General features: G+C 69.4%; 23 protein-coding genes and 1 pseudogene. 12 read left to right on the forward strand and 12 right to left on the reverse strand.

Going from position 1 to position 20,863, the window contains the following annotated elements:
• Positions 1-45: 45 nt before the first annotated feature.
• Entirely contained in the window at positions 46-1,194 is a 1,149-nt protein-coding gene (locus BT364_RS12770) for an SMP-30/gluconolactonase/LRE family protein (RefSeq protein WP_107408219.1), read from the forward strand.
• Positions 1,195-1,197: 3 nt separating this feature from the next.
• On the opposite strand, the gene BT364_RS12775 is transcribed toward BT364_RS12770, so the two are convergent.
• Positions 1,198-1,827 carry a TetR/AcrR family transcriptional regulator gene (locus BT364_RS12775; protein ID WP_371268584.1) on the reverse strand — a complete coding sequence of 210 codons (630 nt, stop codon included), beginning with the start codon at positions 1,825-1,827 and terminating at the stop codon, positions 1,198-1,200.
• 23 nt (positions 1,828-1,850) lie between these two features.
• On the opposite strand from BT364_RS12775, the pseudogene BT364_RS12780 reads away from it, so the two are divergent.
• Positions 1,851-1,970 (forward strand): annotated as a pseudogene (locus tag BT364_RS12780) (ATP-binding cassette domain-containing protein); the annotation flags it as partial.
• Between the two features lie 421 nt (positions 1,971-2,391).
• On the opposite strand, the gene BT364_RS12785 reads toward BT364_RS12780, so the two are convergent.
• The 3 genes from BT364_RS12785 to BT364_RS12795 all read right to left on the reverse strand — a co-directional run bounded on the left by BT364_RS12785 (position 2,392) and on the right by BT364_RS12795 (position 4,511).
• Complete coding sequence (locus BT364_RS12785) at positions 2,392-3,765, reverse strand: alpha/beta hydrolase family protein (protein WP_143166480.1); 1,374 nt, start codon at positions 3,763-3,765, stop codon at positions 2,392-2,394.
• Between the two features lie 246 nt (positions 3,766-4,011).
• Entirely contained in the window at positions 4,012-4,209 is a 198-nt protein-coding gene (locus BT364_RS12790) for a hypothetical protein (protein ID WP_079179431.1), read from the reverse strand.
• Positions 4,206-4,511 (reverse strand): transposase, encoded by a 306-nt coding sequence (locus tag BT364_RS12795; protein WP_072485281.1) that lies wholly within the window; start codon positions 4,509-4,511, stop codon positions 4,206-4,208. The genes BT364_RS12790 and BT364_RS12795 overlap by 4 nt, the downstream gene beginning before the upstream one ends.
• Positions 4,512-4,552: 41 nt before the next feature.
• Here BT364_RS12795 and BT364_RS41485 point away from each other — a divergent pair, with 41 nt between their 5' ends.
• A complete protein-coding gene (locus BT364_RS41485) occupies positions 4,553-4,705 on the forward strand; it encodes a hypothetical protein (protein ID WP_177328108.1) in 153 nt (50 codons plus the stop codon).
• Between the two features lie 36 nt (positions 4,706-4,741).
• Here BT364_RS41485 and BT364_RS12800 read toward each other — a convergent pair whose 3' ends face one another.
• The 3 genes from BT364_RS12800 to BT364_RS12810 form a co-directional block, all read right to left on the reverse strand.
• Positions 4,742-5,608 carry an NmrA family NAD(P)-binding protein gene (locus BT364_RS12800; RefSeq protein ID WP_072485282.1) on the reverse strand — a complete coding sequence of 289 codons (867 nt, stop codon included), beginning with the start codon at positions 5,606-5,608 and terminating at the stop codon, positions 4,742-4,744.
• A 55-nt stretch (positions 5,609-5,663) separates the two neighbouring features.
• Positions 5,664-6,128 carry a hypothetical protein gene (locus BT364_RS12805; protein ID WP_072485283.1) on the reverse strand — a complete coding sequence of 155 codons (465 nt, stop codon included), beginning with the start codon at positions 6,126-6,128 and terminating at the stop codon, positions 5,664-5,666.
• Positions 6,129-6,224: 96 nt separating this feature from the next.
• A complete protein-coding gene (locus BT364_RS12810; RefSeq protein ID WP_072485284.1) occupies positions 6,225-6,746 on the reverse strand; it encodes a MarR family winged helix-turn-helix transcriptional regulator in 522 nt (173 codons plus the stop codon).
• 684 nt (positions 6,747-7,430) lie between these two features.
• On the opposite strand from BT364_RS12810, the gene BT364_RS12815 reads away from it, so the two are divergent.
• Positions 7,431-8,288 carry a class I SAM-dependent methyltransferase gene (locus tag BT364_RS12815; protein WP_072485285.1) on the forward strand — a complete coding sequence of 286 codons (858 nt, stop codon included), beginning with the start codon at positions 7,431-7,433 and terminating at the stop codon, positions 8,286-8,288.
• 409 nt (positions 8,289-8,697) lie between these two features.
• Positions 8,698-9,078 (forward strand): hypothetical protein, encoded by a 381-nt coding sequence (locus BT364_RS40935; protein WP_143166481.1) that lies wholly within the window; start codon positions 8,698-8,700, stop codon positions 9,076-9,078.
• Here BT364_RS40935 and BT364_RS12820 read toward each other — a convergent pair.
• On the reverse strand, positions 9,028-10,140 hold the full coding sequence (locus BT364_RS12820) for a serine hydrolase domain-containing protein (RefSeq protein ID WP_072485286.1): 1,113 nt from the start codon (positions 10,138-10,140) through the stop codon (positions 9,028-9,030). The genes BT364_RS40935 and BT364_RS12820 overlap by 51 nt on opposite strands.
• An 899-nt stretch (positions 10,141-11,039) precedes the next feature.
• Positions 11,040-11,705 carry a hypothetical protein gene (locus BT364_RS12830; RefSeq protein ID WP_072485287.1) on the reverse strand — a complete coding sequence of 222 codons (666 nt, stop codon included), beginning with the start codon at positions 11,703-11,705 and terminating at the stop codon, positions 11,040-11,042.
• A 113-nt stretch (positions 11,706-11,818) separates the two neighbouring features.
• Here BT364_RS12830 and BT364_RS12835 point away from each other — a divergent pair, with 113 nt between their 5' ends.
• Positions 11,819-12,466, forward strand: a complete 648-nt coding sequence (locus tag BT364_RS12835; RefSeq protein ID WP_072485288.1) for a TetR/AcrR family transcriptional regulator — start codon at positions 11,819-11,821, stop codon at positions 12,464-12,466.
• An 835-nt stretch (positions 12,467-13,301) separates the two neighbouring features.
• A complete protein-coding gene (locus BT364_RS12845; RefSeq protein ID WP_256259732.1) occupies positions 13,302-14,012 on the forward strand; it encodes a poly(ethylene terephthalate) hydrolase family protein in 711 nt (236 codons plus the stop codon).
• A 544-nt stretch (positions 14,013-14,556) separates the two neighbouring features.
• Here the strand turns inward: BT364_RS12845 and BT364_RS12855 are convergent.
• The gene (locus BT364_RS12855; RefSeq protein ID WP_072485292.1) at positions 14,557-15,216 is read right to left on the reverse strand and encodes a class I SAM-dependent methyltransferase; all 660 of its coding nucleotides are present in this window, start codon (positions 15,214-15,216) and stop codon (positions 14,557-14,559) included.
• Positions 15,217-15,462: 246 nt separating this feature from the next.
• Here BT364_RS12855 and BT364_RS12860 point away from each other — a divergent pair, with 246 nt between their 5' ends.
• Complete coding sequence (locus tag BT364_RS12860) at positions 15,463-15,744, forward strand: HIT family protein (RefSeq protein WP_256259733.1); 282 nt, start codon at positions 15,463-15,465, stop codon at positions 15,742-15,744.
• 4 nt (positions 15,745-15,748) lie between these two features.
• Here the strand turns inward: BT364_RS12860 and BT364_RS42840 are convergent, their stop codons facing one another.
• The gene (locus BT364_RS42840; protein ID WP_256259734.1) at positions 15,749-15,913 is read right to left on the reverse strand and encodes a hypothetical protein; all 165 of its coding nucleotides are present in this window, start codon (positions 15,911-15,913) and stop codon (positions 15,749-15,751) included.
• Between the two features lie 177 nt (positions 15,914-16,090).
• On the opposite strand from BT364_RS42840, the gene BT364_RS42845 reads away from it, so the two are divergent.
• The 4 genes from BT364_RS42845 (at position 16,091) to BT364_RS12875 (ending at position 19,280) form a co-directional block, all read left to right on the forward strand.
• The gene (locus BT364_RS42845; protein WP_256259735.1) at positions 16,091-16,423 is read left to right on the forward strand and encodes a hypothetical protein; all 333 of its coding nucleotides are present in this window, start codon (positions 16,091-16,093) and stop codon (positions 16,421-16,423) included.
• Positions 16,420-16,554, forward strand: coding sequence for a hypothetical protein (locus tag BT364_RS42850; protein WP_256259736.1), 135 nt, complete (start codon positions 16,420-16,422; stop codon positions 16,552-16,554). The genes BT364_RS42845 and BT364_RS42850 overlap by 4 nt, the downstream gene beginning before the upstream one ends.
• 236 nt (positions 16,555-16,790) lie before the next feature.
• Positions 16,791-18,122: an alpha/beta fold hydrolase domain-containing protein gene (locus tag BT364_RS12870; protein ID WP_072485293.1), complete on the forward strand. Its 1,332-nt coding sequence runs from the start codon at positions 16,791-16,793 to the stop codon at positions 18,120-18,122.
• Between the two features lie 207 nt (positions 18,123-18,329).
• The gene (locus BT364_RS12875) at positions 18,330-19,280 is read left to right on the forward strand and encodes an SDR family NAD(P)-dependent oxidoreductase (protein WP_072485294.1); all 951 of its coding nucleotides are present in this window, start codon (positions 18,330-18,332) and stop codon (positions 19,278-19,280) included.
• 80 nt (positions 19,281-19,360) lie between these two features.
• On the opposite strand, the gene BT364_RS12880 is transcribed toward BT364_RS12875, so the two are convergent.
• Positions 19,361-20,710 (reverse strand): MFS transporter, encoded by a 1,350-nt coding sequence (locus BT364_RS12880; RefSeq protein WP_072485295.1) that lies wholly within the window; start codon positions 20,708-20,710, stop codon positions 19,361-19,363.
• Between the last annotated feature and the right edge of the window lie 153 nt (positions 20,711-20,863).

Raw genomic sequence — 20,863 nt, forward strand, 5'->3', positions numbered from 1 at the left:
GGCATACGCGGCCCTGCCCGAGCACCACGACACGAGAGGCCCGCGATGTCGAACCCCACCCCCGCCTCACCGCTGCGCGACTGGCTGGCGGATCCTGCCGCAGGGCAGGTCCTGCGCGGTCTGCTGGCTTCGGAAGGACAGAGCGAACAGGCCCTCGCCCCCGTGACCACGTACCGCACACCCCGAGCCCTGGCAGGTCTGGCAGCCGTCGGACTCCTGGCACTGACCGGATGCGGCACGGAGGCCGGCGCCGACCCGGCCTCGAACTCCTCACCGTCCGGAGAGGGCAGAGGTATCCGGGCCACCCAGGTCGCGCACGTGACCGACGTGCACGAGGCCACTGGCATGACCCTGCTGGAGGGCCCGGTCCTGATGGAGAATGGCGACCTGTACGTCGTGGACGTCACCGCGCCCCCGGGCGAACCCAAGGTCATCTCTGTCGACGTAGCCACCGGTGAGCGCCAGGGCATCTACACCGACAAAACAGGTGCCTACACCTCCGCGCAGGTCAGCCCGTACGACGGGCGTCTGTACCTCACCGACTTCACCACCGGTTCCGTCGTCAGCGTCGAGCGGGACGGCTCGGACCCGCGCACGTTCTTCTCCGGCGAGGTCAACGGCTCTCGGATGACCCCGGACGACATCGCCTTCGACGACGAGGGCAACCTGTACGTGAGCGACTCGCACGGCACCGAGCCCGGCGACACCGAGGGGCGCATCGTGCGCATCGAACGCGACGGCACGGGAACGACCGTCCTGGCCGACGGGCTCGCCCACCCCAACGGGATCATGTTCGACCCCGAGGTGCGCGGCCTGTGGATCAGCGAGCTCACCGAGGACACCATCTCCTACCTGTCGCTCGACGCCGACAAGACCGCCGTGACCTCGCAGCACAGGGCCATCCATGTCGACGGCGGCCTGGCCCAGACCGATTCCATCGCCGTGGACGCTGCCGGCAACCTCTACCAGGCGCTGCACGGCCGGCCGGCCATGGCCGTCTACAGCAAGTACGGGGAGCGCCTCGCCACTGTCGAGGTCCCCGCCGAGGACGCCGGCGGTCTGCAGTCGGCGACAAACGTCGCCATCGCCCAGGGAGGCAAGGCGGCCTACATGACCGTCAGCGGCTCCGACGGCGGGTACGTCTACAGGTTCACCGCGCTCGCTGAGGGCATCCGCCAGTCCAACGGCGGCTGACCGTTACTCGTCGACGGCCGCCTCGAAGGGCTGCAACGGTCCCACCTCGACGCCGAGCAGCCGCCAGGCCCGCAGGGCCAAGCGCTCTCGTTCCGCCGGGGTGGGGCCGCCGATGGCTCCAGAGACCATGGCCACGGCGAGCATGACGTCGTCGGCCGACAAGCGATGGTCGACGGGCAGGCACCCGCTCAGGGCGGTGCGAACGCGCTCGGACAGGGTGCGGGCCTGCTCGCCGCGAACCCGCAGGAGGTCGACGAACGCCGTCGAGCGGCTCAGGTGCCAGGTGATCACACCCAGGACGCTCGCCAGGCTCCCGCCGGGCTCGGCTGCGGCCCGCTCGATCTGCCGGACGTTCTCGTCGAGAACGGCGGAGGCCAGCGCGAGCCGGTCGGCGAAGTGCCGGTACAGGCTGCCCTGTCCCACCCCGGCACGGCGGGCGACAGCGGACAGAGGTGCGTTCAGACCCTGTTCGGCGAAGACCTCGCGGGCGGCGGCGATGAGGGCGGTCCGGTTGCGGGCCGCGACCCGGCGCCCCTGGTTGGCCGGACGGCCCTGGTCGGGCGGCCCTCCTTGCACGGCGGCCGGGCCCCGGGCGGCAGGTCGCGGGTCCTGGGACTCGGTGGCTTTCGTCACCTGGGAAGCGTAGTACGACCGCGGGGCACGACCTGTCCGGCGGACAGTGACAGCGCATCGCCGTTGCTCGCGCCTTCCACCGCGACGCCCCCGTCCTCGTCATGGACGAACCGACCGCCGCGCTCGACGCCCGCGCCAAGCACGTGCCGTCGCGGACCTCGACGGTCCTCCGCCAACGCCCCCTGCCGACCAACTCGCACTGGACCTGAACCTCCACGAGCAGGAGCGCCGCACCGTTGCCTGGCGCGGCCTCCAGCTTGGCCGTAGGGCTGCTGAGGAGCACTTCCTTGTCGCGCGCACCGCAGGAGCGACGGGGCTGTCTGCAACCGCGCGTGCAGCACTGGCGGCAGGCATCGCCGTACTGGGCACACTCCCGCGCCCAACCGATGATCTCCGCGGGCTAGCCGATGCGGTGACAGAGGAGTCGGAGGGCCGGTAGGAACGGCGCAGAAAACTGGCGTTGCTGTCAGGTTCGGCGGGCGGTGATCCGGGCTGCAGAGTGTGCGCTACATCCCTTGAGTTCCCCTGAGCTCCGCTGAGGGGGCGCGCCACCGGGCCACTGCGTCATGGTTCATCAGATCCTGTACGCGCCCGGTGGTACACCGTTGGCGGTTGAAGACCAAGGCGGACACTCTCGGCTCGGCCGGCCCTCCCTCGCCCGTGCCACCACGACACCCCCGTCCACACGGTTGCCCCCACCACGGCGACGGCCAGGAGCTGCAGGGCGAGCCAGGGCAGTGTGCGCCCCAGGAGGACAGGACCGGTGACACCCGCGGCGGTCAGCGCGAGGAAGAGCAGATAGATGGGCATCCCCACGATCACCGCGAGGCCGGTCCCGGAAAGCCACCGTGCGGCACGCAGAGACGGAACCCGACCGCGCCCTTTGCCGACGCGGCGAACGAGCGCGCACAGCGGATACCCGACGAAACCGATCGCGAGGACACACAGGGCCGCCAGCTGGACCTGGCCGGCGTCGTACCAGACCGGCGACGGCAGGGCCCGGGTCTGCCGCTGCTGGTGCGGTGCCGGGTCGATGCTCCGGGGCGGCAGTCCGCGGCTCAGCCGCTCGATCCATGCCGTTTCGAAGTCGGCGTAGTCGGACGGCAGTCGGGAGATTCGGTCGAAACCGTGGTCGCGGGTCGCGTTGAGGTTGTGCCGCACGTCCGGCACGAAGCGAATGGTGTAATGCCTGTTGCCACCCCGGTACAGTGCGCGGGCGATGATCCGAGAACTCTCCTGCGGAGCGGCCTCGCGGTCGAGGGTGCCCCATTCGGCCAACACCGGCTGGCGGACGTGCTGCCACGTCGGCACCGGGTCGTAGTCGGCCTCCGGGAACAGGCCCGCGCCGACGAGCTGCCGGGTGAAGGAACCCTGCATGGTGTGCGGAAGCGAGCCGGAGACACCCGCATGAGCCAGGTACTCACCGTAGGCCCATGCCTGCTGCCGGGCAGGTTCCATGCCGACCGCCCCCGCGGTGATCACGAACGACACGTCCGCCGACCGGTTCGCCGCCAAAGACACCGCCCACGCGCCCTCGGACAGTCCCCACATCCCAGTCCCGGCCCGGTCGACGCCGGGCCGGTCACGCAGCAAGCGAAGCGCAGCGAGCGCGTCATCGGCGAGCAGGGAGTAGTCGCGGTGCAGAGTGGAGTACCCGGTGGTGCGTTTGTCATAGATCAGGGCCACGATGCCATGCCGGGCGTACGACTCGGCCGCGGCCCGCAACTCCGACCGGCCACCGGGACCCGCACCCGGCACCATCACCAGCGCGGGCCGATCCCCGCCAACTGCCGTGGGGCTCAACACCGTCCCGTACAGGCGCACACCGTCCGCGCCTGTGAACGACACCTCAGTCGACGCGGGTCGGTCGTCTGTCGGGGTAGCCGCAGCCGTCGGTGACAGCAACATCAGGGCGACGCAGGATGCCGACAGCAGCAACAGCAGTCTGCGAGGGCAGAGCCCACGTGCGAGTCTCATGTCGATCCCCCAGGTTTCCGGCCGGCCAGCAGCCGCGACGTGCGAGTCCTTGGAGATCCAGATCCTTGTTGCCACCACGCCGGGCGTCGAGGTGGGTGGGCCCCCTCCAGAGGTGGGGATAACCCCCAAATCTGCGCTGTGCTCGTGTCAGCGTGGGCTTACGGGCCGACTGCCAAGCCCCACAACAGATTTCATTTGGACGTCATCTCATTTGGCGAGTCTGCGGTAGCAGATGAGGGTGATCTCGTGAGCCAGGGCGTCGTCGGCGGCCCGGCGGGCGGCGCGGGCCTGCTCGCTGGCCAACCAGGCGTAGAAAGAGGACCGGGCCACCTTCAGCTGCCGACACAACAGAGCGACTCCGCGGGTGGTCTTCCCCGCCTCGATGAACGCGTACACCTCGCTCATCGATCGCTCTCCTTCACGAAGAAGACCGCCGCATTTCGCAGCACCTCGATCGTCTCGGCCCGCTCACGGTTCTGCCGCCGCAGCCGCCGCAGCTCTTCCCGCTCCGCGCTCGTCAGCTCGCCCGGCGCCCCCTGCCCGCGGTCGATCGTGTCCTGCTTGACCCAGTTCCGCACTCCCTCGGCGCTGACCCCGATCTCCCGGGCCACCTCGGTGACGGTCTTGCCGGAGGACCGGACCAGCGCGACCGCGTCGCGCTTGAACTCCTCCGTATACCGCCTACTGCGGTTGCTCTTGCTTACCACCTGGCACTACTTCCTCTGGAACCTCACGTCCCAGCCTCCAGGTGTCCAACATCAAGGAGAAGCTTCAGCTGCTCGACGTCCCCGCCGTCCGCACACTCGCCACCGCCACCGCCCTCAACACACCGCAGGACACTCACGTCCAGACCGCCTACGAACGGATCCACGCCGCGTGGACCACAGCCGGGATCCACTGACCGCCCTTGCCTCGCCCGGCCACCAGCAGATGCCGGTCAGGCGACTGGCGCGAACATGGCGAGATGCTCGTGAACGAAGGCGTCGAGTGTCCGGGCGGGCCGGCCCAGGATGGTCTCCACGGTGTCGTTCGGGGACTCCGGACGCGCGACGGCCAGTTGCTGGATCTCCACGACATGGCTCGCGAGCCAGTCCGGCATGTGCGCGGTTCGGACGAGATGGCCGTGGAAATCGTCCGGTGGCAGGTCGATGCAGCGGACGGGCCGACCCGTCAGCTCACCGAGAAGACGAGCGAGTTCCGGATGACTGAAGGCCTGCGGGCCGGTCAGCGCGTACGTGGCCCCGTCAAGGCCGGGGCGGAGGAGGGTCTCCGCGGCGACGTCGGCGACGTCCCGGACGTCGATGTAGTTGCAGGGCACGTCGCGCATCGCCCCGATGAGCACTCCCTGGGCGACCGCCGGAGCGTTCAGGAGCAGCTTCTGCATGAACGCATACGGCCGAAGCAGCGTGGCCACCAAGCCGGTTGCCGCAAGGTGTGCCTCAACCCGCCAGTGCCCGCGCGAGACGGCGACCGGTGAGTCGGGCTCGGCTGCTGGGGCAGAGAGTTTGACGACGTGCCGTACCCCGCACGCGACTGCGGCGTCTATCGCGTTGATCTCCAGCGCGACTTGACGCGGGCTGTTGGCCATGGCGAGGAACAGTTGTGTGGAGCCGTCGAACGCGGTGCGGAGCGCGCGAGGATCCGCGGCGTCCGCACCGACGACCTCGACCGGCGTTTCCACACCAATCGCGGCGCACAGTTTGGCCGGAGTACGGCTGACGGCACGGCAGGGGATGTCCAGTTCGATCAGGCGCCGGAGCAGCGCGCCGCCGGTGGCGCCGGTCGCGCCCATGATGGTGATCACAGTGTGCCTTTCGTGGTTTTGGTGGGTCCAGGGAAACGGGTGGAGATCGGCCGGGTCACTTCTGCTGCCGGGATGCCATGCCGTGCCATCGCCAGGTGACGATCGTGGTCGCCAGGGCGGCCGACAACGGCAGGTCGATCCGCAGCCGCTCCGGCCACCCGGCATCGGGCAGCGACGTGTGTGCCGGCAACCAGCCGGACGCGAACCACCCGGCCAGGCCCGCGATTCCGGCAGCGGCAGTGCCGAGTCCGATGGTGATCACCGGACGCGGCACCGATGTCGTCCACCGGCGCGGTTGGCCCCGGCGGTGCAGCCACCCGCCGACGATGAAGGCCACCACGGCCGATGTGGCCCCGATGGAGGTGAAGGCGGCCGTCGTCAGTTCGGGCTGCCCGCTGAGGACTCCGCCGAGCCCGGCTGTGAGCGCGGGGGCCAGGTAGGCGACTGCAACTTCCTTCCAGAGCGTGAACGGACGTGCAGCGAAACCGCGCTTGGCGGCCTTGTTGCGGGTAAGGCTCACGTGCACTCCTCAAAAGAATTATTAGGGGCCTAACTATTTGGGCGTAGAGGGACTGCCACCCAGACAAGGCGGCCGCTTCTCGTGCGGCGCGGGACGCTACTCGGCGGTCAGTGCACCGATCCCTTGCGTAATCCGTTCCAGCAGGTCCAGGAACAGCCCGCGTTCGTCGGCGGTCAGTCCGCCGACCAGCGCCTGGAGGCGCGCGAAGTGGTCCGCGGCCATATCACGCAGTCGCTGGGCACCGCGCGCCGTAAGCACGACCACCGCACCCCGCCCATCCTCCGTGGACGCGCGGCGGGTCACGAGGCCCTCGCGCTCAAGCCCATCCACCAGGCCGGTCACCGTGGCGCGCGAGACGCCAAGGCTCTTCGCGAGCCGCGACGGCGACTTCTCTCCGTCGCTGTCCTCGAGGTCCACCAGGAGGCGGTAGCGCCCGGTCGACAGCCCGAAACGAGAGAAGTGCACTTCGGACGCACGGTCCAGCCGCACCCCGGCAGCCATCAGGCGCACCGCCACAAGCACCGCCTGCGGGTCGGCATCAAGCCCATACCGCGCGATCTGGCGCCGCGCCTGATCAAGCGTGGGCACAGCGCCGGGGTTCGCATCCTCGTCACTCATAAAATTAATATGGCAGCTAACTACATACCGGTCAAGCCACGTGACGCCGCCACGACGGCCACCCCACCGACTCCCCGGGGCTGGGCCGCGGCTGGCGCGATCACCTGGTCGCGGCGATCAGCGACGGCCGCTACGGGAGGGGCGACTGGGCCGAGCTTTCCTCGGGCGCGCTCACGCTGGTCTGCGTTGATGTAATTCGTCCCAGCTGGAGTGGCTGATGACGCGCCAGTCGCAGAACCTGCGGCAGGTAGTCAGCGAACGACGTGTTCCGGACGGCTTCGCAGCGCTGGCCGCGGTCGCGGACCGGCGGGCCGTAACCCCTCGCGGAACTGCTGCCGTTCGGCGGTCAGCCCGCCCCCTTGTGGATACCGCATGCCCCGGTGATACCGCAGCGGACAACCAACCGTCAGCCTCTACGACACCACGATTTCAACCTCAGTAATCAACCGCCCTTTGAACAGCCCGGACACGCCTGCACGTCAACGACGCACCAAGCCGAACACCCCAGCGACACCACCGGTGAGCCTCACACCTCACACTCCATTCGTGCTTCCGTGCGCCCCGCCGTGTGGCCGCACTGCTCGCCGGTTTTGGGGAAGTAGTGGGGGCAGAGGGGTCGATCGGCCGGGTCGGCCCGGCGGCACCACCCCACCCGGTGGGCCGCGCGGAAGCGAGGACTTGGACATGAGCGATCCATCGGCCCGGGATGTCGGCGAATGGTACGACCGCTTCGGAGGCCTGTACGGCCTGACCATGGGCGACAGCATGCACCTGGGCATGTGGTCCGGCGGCGTACGGACGCAGACGGGGGAGCTGACGGCCGACGAGATGTGGGAGGAACTCACCCGGGCCCAGGACTCCTGGACCGGCAGCCTCATCAACGAGGTCGGGCTGCTGCCGGGACAGCAGATGCTGGACGTCGGCTGCGGCACCGGCCGGCCCACCGTCCGGATCGGTGCCGAGTCGGGCGCGAGCGTGCTCGGCGTGACGGTCAGCGCCGCGCAGGTCCGGGCCGGCCGCGACCGCGCCTTGAAGGCAGGACTGTCCGACCGCGTCGCCTTCGAGCAGGCGGACGCCATGGCCCTGCCCCAGGAGTCCGAGACCTTCGACGCAGCGTGGGCCATCGAGTCGTTCGCGCACTTCTCTGACCGGCCCGCCGCGATCCGCGAGGTCCGGCGGGTGCTGCGGCCCGGGGGCCGCTTCGTCCTCGCGGACTGCTACGAAGCCAAGCCTTTCACGCCCGAGGAAGTCCAGCTCTTCCAGGCCGCGTTCGCCCTCTCCCGCCTTCCCGCCGGGCCCGAGGACTACTCCCGCATGCTCGGCGAGGCCGGCTTCACCATCCACGGCACGCGCGACATGTCCCGGGAGTTCAAGCCCACCTATGAGCTCATCCCCCGCCTGTTCGCCGCGAGGCGCGCCCAGATCGCGGAGCTGGTGGGCACCGACGCGATGGCGCAGCTCGACACCGTCTACCCGCGCATCCTCGCCCTGTGCCGGGACAAGATGGGATACACCATGGTCAACGCCGTGAAGTCCCTCTGACAGCGGCTCCCGGGTGTCCGTCGTCGACCAGCCAGTCACCGAAACCGAACCGGCTGGCCGCGCCGGTTCGGCGACGCCCTCCTGGTCCTGATCGCGGGTGATCAGCAGTGCGGCTGCGAGGTCGGTGCCGTGCGGTGCGTCTTCGGGGACATGGCCGGGTTCGGCGTGGGCGATAACTCCCCAGCCCGGGCCCGCACCCGCACCTCTTCCCTGCCGCCCCTCGTTCCCCCGCTCGCCGCCGCGCCCCGCGCGCTCCCTCACGCCCCTCACACGACTGACCAGCTGACCGAGTCAGCGAGACGGAGCACGCCGAGAAGGCGGGCGAGCACGAGACAGAGGCGCTCCACCGCGATACGGGGGCGCCGGGACACCGGGTAGCGCCTGGGGACGCTCGAGGCTGCTGGAGAACGTGATCGGGATCGAGGCGGCCGGGGACGACGAACGCCCGGTGAAACGGACGCAAGACGATATGTGGGCGGTCGATCTGGCGGCAGCCCGGCAGTTCCGCGATCGGGAAGGGTACCTGAGAGTGCCTCGTAAGCACGTCGAACACCTGGAGGGCGTGGCGGAGGGTACGACAAACCCGTCGGGCCGTCAGACAGGTACCGACGGGATCGTGGTCGTCAAGCTCGGCACATGGCTCGACAACACCCGCACCCTGCGAATATCTCACCGCGCCAGGACCACCGAAGCCATCTGCGCGCTGTCCGAGGTACAGCCCGACAGCGCCCGATCGAGTTCAGTAGCCGGCCAGTGGCCTCGTGGTGGTGAGGGCCGCCTCGACCACTGACTCGACCCGGGCACGTTGCTGCGCGGGAGTGGCCAGGGCGTCGGGCCGCAGGGTGTAGACCGTCCGGAGGTGGTGTTCGGTGCTCGCGAAGACGCCGCTGGTCCAGCCGCCACTGGAACCGGTCTTGCCCCAGACCTTGGTGCCGTTCAGTTCGATTCTCATCAGGCCGCCGGCACTGAAGCATGCCGCGGACGTGGGGCAGCTGGTGTTCTCGCCGGCGCTGGACACCGCAGGTACCTCGAAGAGGTGCTTCTGCTGTGTCGGCGGGAGGAGCCGTCCGTCCAGCAGGGCCTTCAGGAACGCGTCGAGATCGGCCGCGGTGGACGACAGCCCGCCCTCCGCCCAGGCCCAGGCGATCGTCGGGTCCTCGGAGAGCGCGGTGTGGCGGAGGGCCAGTGGCCACAGGATCCGCCGGTCGAGCTCATGGACGAAGGGCCGGCCGGTCACCTCTTCCACGAGCAACCCGGCAACGAAGCTGTTCAGCCCGTTGTACTGCTGGACGTCTCCCGGGGCCGGGATATGGCCCGGGCGGGCCGAGGCGTCCGCTTCGAAGGAGGCGGCCACCACTCCGTGCGGATCGAGCGGAACCCGGACCGGTCGGGGCAGGTCGCTGGTGTGGTCCAGGAGTTGGCGTACGGTCACGTCGCCGTAGGCGGCGGGGATCAGTCCGGGCAGGTGGGGGCGGACGTGCTCGTCGATGCCGATCCTGTGCTCGGCGACCAGCTGCAGCACCACCGCGTCGGTGAAGATCTTGGTCACGCTGCCCACCGGGAACCGGGCGTCCGTCGCCACTGGTCCGGCCGTCCCCGTGAACGGGGTGCGCATGCCCCGGCCGGCAACGCGTACGAGAGCCGCGTCCGTCACTCCGTCGGGGAGGGTGGCCAGCAGCGTTCTCACGGCGGCAGGGTCGCGGGTGCCGGTCGAGTATGGGGAGGAGTTGTGGGCGGTGACCGCGCGAGGCATGGCCGTGGCCGCGGGCGCTGCCGCCAGACCGGACGTGAGTGCGGCCAGAGCCAAGGCGGTGACAGTGCGACGGCGGAGAGCGCGGGGACGTGTGGTCATCGACAGCTCCAGGGGCGGCGAAGGCGACTCGGATCGGCGCGGTGTTCGCGCTGGACCAACTCTCCGCCCGACAGCCCCCGGTGATCATCGGTGACCACCCTGATCCACCCCGGAGCCACCCCCGATCTGCCCTGGGGGTTACGCCCGCGTAGGCCCGGTCAGTCGAACGCGCGCAGCACCAGCCGCACAACTCCCATGGTCCCTCGCCCGATCCACCCGAGCAGTCCTGTCTCCACGGCCAGCTCGGCGGCATCCCCGGCCGCTTCCGCCCGGTCCGGCCCGGAACGGCACTGGGAACAGGAACGAGGCCAACGACGCTTCCGCACGCCACACTTCTTGCACACCGCCATGGCCCCATTCTCCCTCCCCGCCTCACCCCCGAACCTCCCGATCCGCACAGCCAGATGACTCCAAACCACGCACCCAGAGCCGGAACTGGCGTGCTGGTCAGGAATGCAGCCATCGAATCATCCCGACGGCACGGCAAGCGCGGAGCAGCGTCCCGGGCGAGCGGGCGCGGAGCAGCGGGATGGCGGGGCGCGATGACGAGTGCTGTGGCCAGGCCCACGGCGTACGGCAGGAGCCGTCGGGTGGAGGGGCGGCTGAGGAAGGCGCCGAGCATGAGCGTCACGGCGACGATGGCTCCGGCCTCTGCCGTGAACACTGCGGTGGCGTTCCATGTCGGTGCACAGGATGCGCACAGGCAGGTCGGCGGTGGGGGTTCGACCGGCGGCGGTCGCTCGTATCGGGATGGTTGTCGTCGAGAGGGGTGTGCCCGGATCCGTGGGCGGCTTTCTGGTCCGCATGAGGGATGACCTCGTTGGTGTGAGCGTGCCTTTGGGACCGCGAGGTGGGGAACCCGGCAGCGCAAAGGGTTCCCCACCGCCGTTCGGCCGTCGTTACTGGGCTGCGTGTGCGGCTTCCAGCCAGTTGAGAAACTCGCAGGCGAAGTGCCACTTGTGGCCGGTGAAGACGTGCTCCGGCGCGCTCGCGGGGAACTGGATCGTCAGCCGGATGCGCAGGCCGCGCGGACCGTCCCCGAACTCGTGCATGACGCGCGCGACCTCGGTTCCGTCGGCGAGCCTGCCGGTGCCGCCGATCCGGACGGGATACGTCTCGTGGCCTTCGCCTTCGACCGCGACGCCCTCGTGAAAGGTGAGGAAGAAGCGCAGCGGTCGGGAGCCGATGGTTTCGATGATCTCGACCACGCCGTCGGCGGAGTCTGCGAGGTAGTGCTCCGGGTTGGCCGCGAGCAGCGCACCCCGGTCGGCGCTCGCGAGCCGGCCCTGCCACCAGGTCAGGAATCCGTCGGCGTCGATCCCGTCGATTTCCATCTCGGTGACGGCGGACCGCCATGCTCCGTCCGAGGCGCCCGGCAGCGGTGCCATCGCCCGGTCCGCCGCCCGGAGGTCCTCGGTGAGCAGCTCCCGCATCAGCTCGTCCCCGATCCGGTTCTTGAGGAGGGTGAGCGCGGTGCGGGCGCGGTCCAGCTCCCATCGGCGGATGTCGTCCTGTGAGTACTCGGTGCCGTCGATCACGGTCCGGACAGTCAGCGCGCCACTCATGGCATGCCCCTTTCACAATGAACCTTAAGCGGAGAGATTTTCTCCGCTTTCAGGACGATAACATAGCGGAGAGAAACTCTCCGATTTAGTTGGGCGACGAAAGGTGGTGTGCCATGAGGGCGGATGCGGTACGAAGCAGGCGACGGATTCTCGACGCGGCCCGTGAGGTCTTCCTGGAACGCGGCCTCGACGCGCCGCTGGATCTGATCGTGCGCCGGGCCGGAGTCGGACCGGCCACGCTCTACCGGCGCTACCCGGACCGGGAAGCGCTCGTCAGGGACCTGACGGGCGACCTGCTCACGCGACTGGAGAGTGCTGCGGAAACAGCTGCGGCGGTGGATGACGACGCCTTCGCGGCGGTACGCCGCTTCGTCCACGCGGCGGCGGACCTGCGGATGGGCGCGGCCATCCTCGTGCTCCTCGAAGGCCTTGTGGTCGACGAGGAGCTGGTACTCATCCGCACTCGGGCCGCGAACACCGTCGAAACCCTGATCCAGGCCGCACACGAGACTGGCCGGCTCCGCCGCGACGTAGGCATGGGCGACCTCGTCCTGCTCTCGATCCGGCTCTCCCGCCCCCTGCCGGGCGGCCTGGACCGCCTCGACCCGGACGGTTCCCTTCTCCACCGCCACCTCGACCTGGCCCTCGACGGCCTGACCGCCGCGTCCTCGGACGAGCCCGCAGCCACCGCGGGACCGGGCGTCCCGCTGACGTTCGCCGACCTCATCACCGCCGCCGCCCGCCCGACCACCGCCGGCTGAACCCCGGCGACACGGCACGCCGCCCTCCCGCGCGGGCAGGTATCTGCCCGCTGCCAGAAAGAAGGCGCCGCCCGAGCCCGGCGGCACGGCGCTCCCAACAGGGGTGAGAGGCGCGGCAGGCGCGCCGTTCTGCCCGCACAGCGGGCCCCAGGCAGTCAGCGTTCGTCACCCTCCGCACCCCGGTCATCGACACCCTCGCCACCAGCGTCCGCACCCTGGTGATCCTCGGCCGCCGCCAGACGACGACCGCACGGCCCTCCCTGATCGTCACCGGCCCGGCCGCGGCCGGGAACCACCGCGCTCCTCCACGTCGGAGGCGCCGGCAGCCGACAACGTCGTCCCATTTCGTCCGCCGGCCTCGCCACCCGGCCGCAGCTGAGCACGCAGAGTCGTACGCGACTGAGTAGCTGCGAGCAAAAGCACGAGTGGCCCGGGCGCTATGGCGACGGCCGCTGGGCCAGGCAGCCAGAGCAACGCCCGCCCCTGAACTACGTGGAGCGGCGTTGTGCAGACGCCCAGGAATCTGGCGTGACGACTGGGCGCCTGTAGACAGACAGGAGCAACACAAGATCCCATCATGGCTCTGGTCACGATGCGAGGACGCGCAACGTGCCGTATCCGTGGAGGAGTTGCCATGTCAGGCATAAGAAGGCGGCGTACGTTTGGCGGGCTTCTGGCCGCCGTCGTGTTGATGGTAGGTGCGGCGCCTGGGGCGTCCGCAGGCGCCGTCGGGGCGAGTGACGCGGCTCGGTCGCCGTCGGCGGTTTCAGCGGCCGCGGGAAGTATCCCGTCCGTCGGCACTGACTGGGGTGCACCGGGGCCGTACGCCGTGAGTGTGGATGTCGGGCTTGTGCACACCTTCTACCGGCCGCAGAATTTGGGGCAGTCGGGCGAGTCCCACCCGGTGATCATCTGGGGGAACGGCACAGGCGCGGTGCCCGGGGTGTACAGCTCGCTGCTGCGGCACTGGGCGAGCCAAGGCTTCATCGTGGCTGCCGCCAATACGCCGACCTCCAACTACGCGATCAGTATGCGCCTGGGCATCGACGTGCTGGAGCAACGGAACGCAGACAGTTCAAGTCCCTACTACCACAAGGTGGATCTGGCGCACATCGGCTCCGCCGGTCACTCGCAGGGTGGCGCGGCCGCCGTCAATGCGGCGATCGATCCACGGGTGATCACCGCTGTGCCCATCCAGCCGGGTCCCCTGACCGATCCGGATCTGATGGACGAGCCCGTCTTCTATCTGGCCGGGCAGCAGGACCACATCGTGTGGCCGGCGTTGGTGAAGGCGATGTACCAGGACTCCGACCACGTCCCTGCCGTCTACGGTGAGGTCCGGGGCGCCGGCCATCTCGACTCGATCGGCGACGGCGGGGACTTCCGTGCCCCGGCCACCGCCTGGTTCCGCTATTGGCTGATGGGCGATGAAGCGGCTGGCCGGATGTTCTTCGGCCCGGACTGCGGCTACTGCGCGGATGCCACCTTGTGGTCCGGCTGGAAACGGAACGCCGCGGCCCTGCAGCGTTCCGGCCCGACGACCTGAGGGGCAGGCCCCGGTTCAGCGCGGTGTGAACCGCCGACTTATATGGGGAAAGCGGGACGCGGTCGGGTTGGCCGCTCGTAGCGTGCCGTAGGACGCCGGTCCGGGTGACTCGTGAACCGTCTGCCGCTCTTCGGGGCTGGCTCTCCCTGGGTATGTCGCCGGTCCGGTGTCCGTCCGCGGTCTGACTCAACAGAGGCGTGTCCCGGCCAGGTTGGTTCCGGAAGTCGGCGTGTCGACCGTGGCTGTCCCCGTCGTCCGACTGTGACTTGAGACAGCGGATGATCTCTTGTTTGGTCTTGCCCTCCGCCGTGCGCCGGGCGATCTCGACTCGTCGAGATCATCCAGAACCTCCGCGAGCGCGTCCGCGAGGCCCGCGGCAGCGGCTGGCTCGGTGAAGTCGAAGGGCTCCAGGTCAGTCTCGATGCCGCCAACGCCAAGCTGCACAGCCTCAAGCGCACCCCTACGGACGGCCGGCCACAGCTGGTCGACCTCGGCATGCCCGTCTTCACCGAATCCGCTTCACCACCCCAGACGGATTCGAACCTCATGGCCGTTCGGGCCTGTGGGCAAGAAAGGTAGCGAAAGTCCTCTCAGCCCCTTCGCTGGGTTCCTCCACCAGACGTGCGGTGAGGACGAGCCCGGCCTGCTTCAGGAGCGCGGCAATCCGATCAGGCGGCAGCAGGTAGGACTCGTAAGACACCGGATGACCGCCGTATGCCTGTGTGGGACGTAGATGTTGGTCGGCCCCTACGTGGCCGGCCAGCATCAAACAGCCGCCAGGCGCGAGAGTTCGGTGGAACTCGCCGAACACCACCGGCAGCAACGTCGGCGGTGTGTGGTGGGTGGAGTAGTACGCGAGGATCCCCCCGAGGCCTTCGTCCTCGATCGGGAGCGAGGTCATCGAACCGACGCTGAAACGCAGATCTGGGTAAGCACTACGGGCCAGCTCGACCATGGCGGGCGATAGGTCTATGCCGAACGCAGGCACTTGCCGCTCGGCAAGGTAAGCCGTGACTTTGCCGGGCCCACATCCCAGGTCTGCGACGGGCCCGAGGTCGGCCGTTCGCACCACCTCTGCGAAGACGTTCAGCATCCCCCGTGACAGCGGATCCAGCTCCGCCGGAGGCTGGACCTGTTCGAAGTAGTCGGAGGCGACCGTGTCGTACGACTCCCGGACGGCGGCGAGGTAGGAGAGATCAGGCATGAGGCGACTCTAGTGAGGGCCCGCAGCCCACGTGATCACTTTCTCAGTCCGGAAGAGCGCACCCGCCATTGCCGACGCCATCGGCCACCGGATGCGGGCGGCCGAAGCCCGCGTCCAGGTCACCCACCACCACATCGACCGGCCGCCGGTCCCCCGCAAACACCCACGCCCCGACTGCCCGTTCTGCCGGATCCCCCCGGAGCGCCCGCCACGATCGTCCACGAATGGGCTGATGCCCTCGCGATCGTGCCCCGCAGCTGCGGCTGCACCGACGGTCACCTCCTGGTCCTGCCGCGCGACCACGTCGCCAACTTCACGACCGACCCTGTCGTCTCCGCCACCGTGCAGCTGCGCGCCGCCGAACTCGCCGGGCAGATCGGCGGCCAGTGGAACTACCCCACCTCCTGTGGCCCGGACGCGACCCAGACCGTGTTCCACCTCCACGGGCACCTCGTTCCCCGCGCCGCCGGCGGCGGCCTCGCCCTCCCCTGGACCCACCCCACCCGCGAACAGGAGCCCACCCGATGAAGCGCTACTCCTTCTTCCGCCGCCGCTGTGCCAACGCGCCCGGCCCCCTCACCCCTGAGGACCAGGCCACCGTCGACGCGTTCCGCTCGATGCTCGCCGCCCTGCGCACCACGGAACCCTGGACGCCGGACCGCTGCCAGGACGTCGCCGTCGAGGTCGGGCCGTTCATCGAACGCGCACACCCCCGACCCGGCGACGACCATGGCACCGACCAGATCGCCGTCGCCCTGGTCCACCCCGACACCCCGCGGCCTACCTCCACGGCCACCAGCTCGGCTACACCGGCAAGGGCTGGCTGCGCTGCGAGACGACCGCGATCCTCGGCACCTGGCAGCCGGCCTACGCGATGCTCACCCACGCCGCCGCGAACCTGCCCTTCCCCGACGACATCGGCATGAACCCCGCCCACTACGGCGTCCACGTCGAAGCCCAGCACAGCGACGGCACCGGCCACACGCTGCTCCGCCTCGGGCCCTGCACCCAGACCTGGCTCGCCTGCCACGACGCCGACCGCCTCAGCACCGAGCTGGAGGGCGAGGCGGTCACCGCCATCCCCGGCTTCACCGTCACGGCGAAGGACGCGCCGTTCGACGTCAGCGACCACGAGAGCTGTACCGACCCGCACGGCGCCGATGCCGCCGCGCTCCTGGCCGACGCCTTCGCGGGGGTGAGCGCGTGACCACCCTGGCCCTGTACGAGACCGAGGCCAGCGAGGACGACGACGGCACCACGCACCCGGTCGAACAGCTCTGGCCACCGTGCCCCATCCCCGCCGGCGGACGTGAGGAGGCCGGCGAGCCGTTGCGGTAGTTCCTCGGTCGCTGGCTGACTGCCGAAGGATGCCCGGGCGACGAGACGGTCCACTTTTGCGCGACACGCTGAGTAATGGCATGGTTGCAATTGGTCACTTTGAGGGCAGGTGGCGGATCTCATCCTCTGCCCGGAGTTGTGACAAATCCCGTGCACTGCCCGCCCTCTCGCACGTGATCAGGGATGGGCTGTGGCGGGCCCGTGAACAACACCTACGCAGAGGCGGTAGCTGTCCCATGGCACAGGAAGCCAGGATCGACGTCGAGCTGACGTGGAAGCAGGCCGAGGAGAAGTCCTCGGCGGACAAGGTGGCGGAGTTCGCCAAGAACCTGCCGCAGGGCCCTTGGTTCGGCACCCCGACGGGCGTGGCGCGCGACAGCGACCGGCAGCCGAAGCACACCTGGCCGCTTCGGTCCGCCCGACCGTACCGGCGGGAGGTGGCCGTCGGCGAGGCTGCGGTCTACCTCGCCGACGGCCACGACGAGCTGGAGCGGCCGTTCATCTTCGCGGACGGCTTCAACTACGGCCGCAGTGACCTGCCGGGGCTGTTCGCCCACTTCAACGCGCCCTACCCGGGCAGCAACGTGGGCTTCCTCGAGCAGCTGCTCACCGCGGGCATCGACGTTGTCCTGGTCGGCTTCGAGGAGCGCCACACCTACATCCAGGCCAACGCCGGGGTGGTGATCAGCGCCATCAACAAGGTCATCCAAGAGAGGCAGGGCGGTGAGCCATTGATCGTCGGCGGGGTCAGCATGGGCGGCATCATCACCCGGTACGCCCTCGCCGAGATGGAGAACCAGCACCAGGACCACGAGACCGCGACCTACCTCTCCTGGGACTCCCCACACAACGGCGCCTGGATCCCGCTGATCCTCCAGCAGATGGCCTACTTCTTCGAGTCGCTGCCGGCCAAGCCCGGCAAGGTCAAAGAGGCCGAGCTGATCAGGAGCCCCGCCGCGCAGCAGCTGCTGTACGCATGGATCCCGGACGCGAAGTACGAAGGCCCCGTCGCCACCTCCAGCGAACTGCGCACGCAGTTCCTGGCCGAACTGCGCGACCTCGGCCAGTTCCCGCAACGGCCGCGCAAGCTGGGCGTGGCCAACGGCACCGGCAACGGCACCGGCCGCGACCTGCCGGCCGGCACGGAGGTGTTCAAGCGGCAGGTGCCGCTGGTCGTCTACGCCCAGGCGAACTTCCAGCCCAACGGCGGAACGCGCAAGCCGATCGGTGAGATGCGGGCCGTCGGCCAGGTCCGACGGGGCTTCACCTCGTACGTTCCCGGCCTTGACGGCACGCCCGGTGGCACCCTCGGCTCCTTCGGCAAGATCGCTGCGGCACTCGGGGCTGACATCCCGGAGAAGTACAAGTTCAGCTGCTTCGTCCCCTCCGTGAGTGCGGTCGCGCTGGACTACGACCCGGCCAAGTGGGACGTCAACCCGTACGAGAAGGTCGAGGAAGCCGACGAGAAGAGCGCGCTCGACGAGTTCAAGTGCGACAGCGAGAACACCGAGCACAGCCAGGTGACCAAGCCACTGGTCGACTGGATCATGGAGCGAATCGTCCACTGATACGCCATTGAGTGCTCCGGTTGGCCAACGTGACGCTCAGCGGCACGGTGCGGCGACGGGCCAGCACCGCGTCGGCGGGATGTCGGCCGTCTGGCGGGGCCGTCGGTGATCCATGGGCGATGTGTCGGTGGCTGCTGGAACGGTGGGTGTCGAGTTGCCCAGCAGAGCAGCCGCAGCCGCTTTTGACAGCAAGGGAGCCCCGTCGCCGTGTCGTCCACGCCCTCCACCCTGCCCTGGGATGTCCAACGGCTGCCGCGTGCTGATGGCAGCGTCTTCCTGGTCACCGGCGGCAACGCCGGCATCGGGTACTTCGTCGCGGAGCAGTTGTCGGCAACCGGAGCCACTGTCGCACTCGGCAGCCGGAATCCCGCGAAGGCTGAGGTCGCAATGGCCTCGATCCGTGCGTGTGTCCCTGGCGCGCGGGTGCGGGCCGTACGGCTGGACCTCGCCGACCTCTCGTCGCTCGAAACAGCGGTGGAATCACTGGAGGTGGAATGGCTCGACGCGGTGGTCCACAACGCTGGCGTCGCGCTTGACGACCCGCCGCGCAGAGAGACCGGGGACGGTCACGAGCTCATGTTCGGCACGAACCACCTCGGGCACTTCGCGTTGACCCAGCGGCTGATGCCGCTACTGTCGGCTGCGCCGGCAGCCCGCATTGTGACCATGGGCAGCTTCGCGGCGAAGTCCGAGCGGCTCGACCTGGACGACCTGCAGTCCCGTAAGGACTACCGGCCCAAGCGCACCTACGGACGCTCCAAGTTGGCACAGATGTACTTCGGCGTCGAACTCGACCGCCGCCTGCGCGCTGTCGGCAGCACGGTGGAGAGCGTGGTGGTCCATCCCGGCGGCGCGCTGGACTCCCTCACTCCGTCACGGCCGCCGGTCCATGTGCGAACTACCGGCGCACGGCTGAGCGCGGCACCCGCAGCCCTCCTCGTCCAGGGCAAGCACGCCGGGGCATGGCCTGCGGCCCGGGCGGTGCTCGACCCGGCTGTGCGTGGAGGCCAATTGTGGGGACCGCGCGTCCTCGGCCTGCGTGGCGAGCCCAGACTTGAACCGGTGTGGAACCACCTCACCGACACCTCCGTCGCGGCGCGGTTGTGGGACGCAAGCTGTGATCTGACCGGCGTCGACCTCGGTACCGTCCCCGGATAGTCCCAGGCCCGCGCCTGCGGCCGACGCCCGCCGACCGTCGCGGCGGTCGGCGGGCGTCGGCGGCCCGGTCTGCGTCCCGCTCACTCCCCCGATCGCGCGACGACCGCCGCCCCGGCGGGCTCCTTGACCGGTGACGGAGGGATCAGCCCGTCCGCCACCGCGTCGTCCGCGGCGGACTTCGGCTCCTTGAGGGTGAAGGTGAGCACCAGACCCACCAGATAGACGGAGGCGATCACCCAGACGGTGCCCTCGATGCCGATCGGGCCGACCAGTCCGGCCACGGCCGAGCCGACGAACTGGCTGAGGCCGGCGCCCAGGTTGAGGATGGCGACCGCGCTGGCGATATGACGGGGCGCGAGCAGCGGCATGATCGCGGAGAGCGGTACGAACGCCCCGAGGGCCAGCCCGTAGACGACGGCGACGGCGAGCGTGATGCCGAAGCTGGGGCCGACCGCCTCGGGCACGTAGTAGAGCGCGAGCACGGTCACGAAACAGCCGAGCCCGCCCACCCAGGCGACGGTGTTGACGCCGCCGATCCAGTCCGCGACGTAGCCGGAGAGGAGGTTGGCCACGACATTGGCCAGCAGCATCGTGCCCCAGATGGTCTGCCACTGCGCCGTGGAGAAGCCGACCTCGTTGACCATATGGGTCGTCAGGAAGACCACGAAGGCGTAGAAGGACAGGGTGTTGATCAGTCGGACCACGCCTCCGGCGCCCACGCGGGGGTGCGTCTTGACGATGGTAAGCGCCTTGACCATCTGGGACATGGAGTCCTTCATCGATGCCGGAGGCCCCTTGGTGACCCGGGCCCGGACGAGGAAGATCACCAGCGCGCCGCCGGCGGCGACGAAGGCGAGGGAGAGCCAGAGGGTGGCCATCTCGCCGACGACGGGGATGACCGCGCCCGCGAAGTAGGAGCTGATGACGCCGAGTCCGGCGGTGGAGGCGAACCAGTACCAGCTGACGGCCCGGCTGAGTTTCTCGCTCGGGGTCTCCATCGCGATCCAGACCAGGAAGCCGTAGGCGAAGAAGGGGTAGCCCAGGCCCCGGATGCCGAACGTCAGCAGCATCAGCGGGTAGTTTCCGGCGGCCACGCCGACGGTCAGGAAGAGGACCTCGAAGACGCCCCAGATCCCCAGGCCCAGCAGCATCACCCGACGTGGACCCCAGGCTTCGGCGAGCGCACCGGAGAGCCAGGCCGCGACGGCGACCACGAAGCCGTAGACGCTCCACAGCAGGGCGACCTCGCTGCCGGAGAGCCCGCGCGACTCCAGATAGGGCGAGAGGAATCCGACTTCGATGCCGTCGCCGACCATGAAGAGCATGACGGCGAGGTAGCCGAAGGCGAGAGGGCGAACGATCCCCTGCCGTTCGAGCAGTCCGGGGCGGGGCACGGCGGCGTCGGCCGCGGTATGAGGCGAGGTGGGCATGTGTCCTCCGGCGTACACAACAGATGCGTGAACATCTGATCAAAATTCGAACCAAAGTGCATGTAATATGAGTGGCGCCTCTGCGGGTGTCAACCCTTGGCCGGGGTGCGCGTTGTCCGGTCCGCCGGGCCTTGACCGGCGGAGGGCGGCGAG

It is taken from the genome of Streptomyces atratus (assembly GCF_900119365.1).
Lineage (GTDB): Bacteria > Actinomycetota > Actinomycetes > Streptomycetales > Streptomycetaceae > Streptomyces > Streptomyces atratus_B.

Excerpts from the sequence above, each read along its gene's own strand:
- BT364_RS12835 (WP_072485288.1), top strand. The coding sequence starts at position 11,819 with ATGAGGGCGGATGCGGTACGAAGCAGGCGACGGATTCTCGACGCGGCC.
- BT364_RS12815 (WP_072485285.1), top strand. The coding sequence starts at position 7,431 with ATGAGCGATCCATCGGCCCGGGATGTCGGCGAATGGTACGACCGCTTC.
- BT364_RS12870 (WP_072485293.1), top strand. The coding sequence starts at position 16,791 with ATGGCACAGGAAGCCAGGATCGACGTCGAGCTGACGTGGAAGCAGGCC.
- BT364_RS12830 (WP_072485287.1), bottom strand. The coding sequence starts at position 11,705 with ATGAGTGGCGCGCTGACTGTCCGGACCGTGATCGACGGCACCGAGTAC.
- BT364_RS12770 (WP_107408219.1), top strand. The coding sequence starts at position 46 with ATGTCGAACCCCACCCCCGCCTCACCGCTGCGCGACTGGCTGGCGGAT.
- BT364_RS12810 (WP_072485284.1), bottom strand. The coding sequence starts at position 6,746 with ATGAGTGACGAGGATGCGAACCCCGGCGCTGTGCCCACGCTTGATCAG.
- BT364_RS12820 (WP_072485286.1), bottom strand. The coding sequence starts at position 10,140 with ATGACCACACGTCCCCGCGCTCTCCGCCGTCGCACTGTCACCGCCTTG.
- BT364_RS42845 (WP_256259735.1), top strand. The coding sequence starts at position 16,091 with ATGCTCACCCACGCCGCCGCGAACCTGCCCTTCCCCGACGACATCGGC.
- BT364_RS42840 (WP_256259734.1), bottom strand. The coding sequence starts at position 15,913 with ATGAACGGCCCGACCTCGACGGCGACGTCCTGGCAGCGGTCCGGCGTC.
- BT364_RS12880 (WP_072485295.1), bottom strand. The coding sequence starts at position 20,710 with ATGCCCACCTCGCCTCATACCGCGGCCGACGCCGCCGTGCCCCGCCCC.
- BT364_RS12790 (WP_079179431.1), bottom strand. The coding sequence starts at position 4,209 with ATGAGCGAGGTGTACGCGTTCATCGAGGCGGGGAAGACCACCCGCGGA.
- BT364_RS12855 (WP_072485292.1), bottom strand. The coding sequence starts at position 15,216 with ATGCCTGATCTCTCCTACCTCGCCGCCGTCCGGGAGTCGTACGACACG.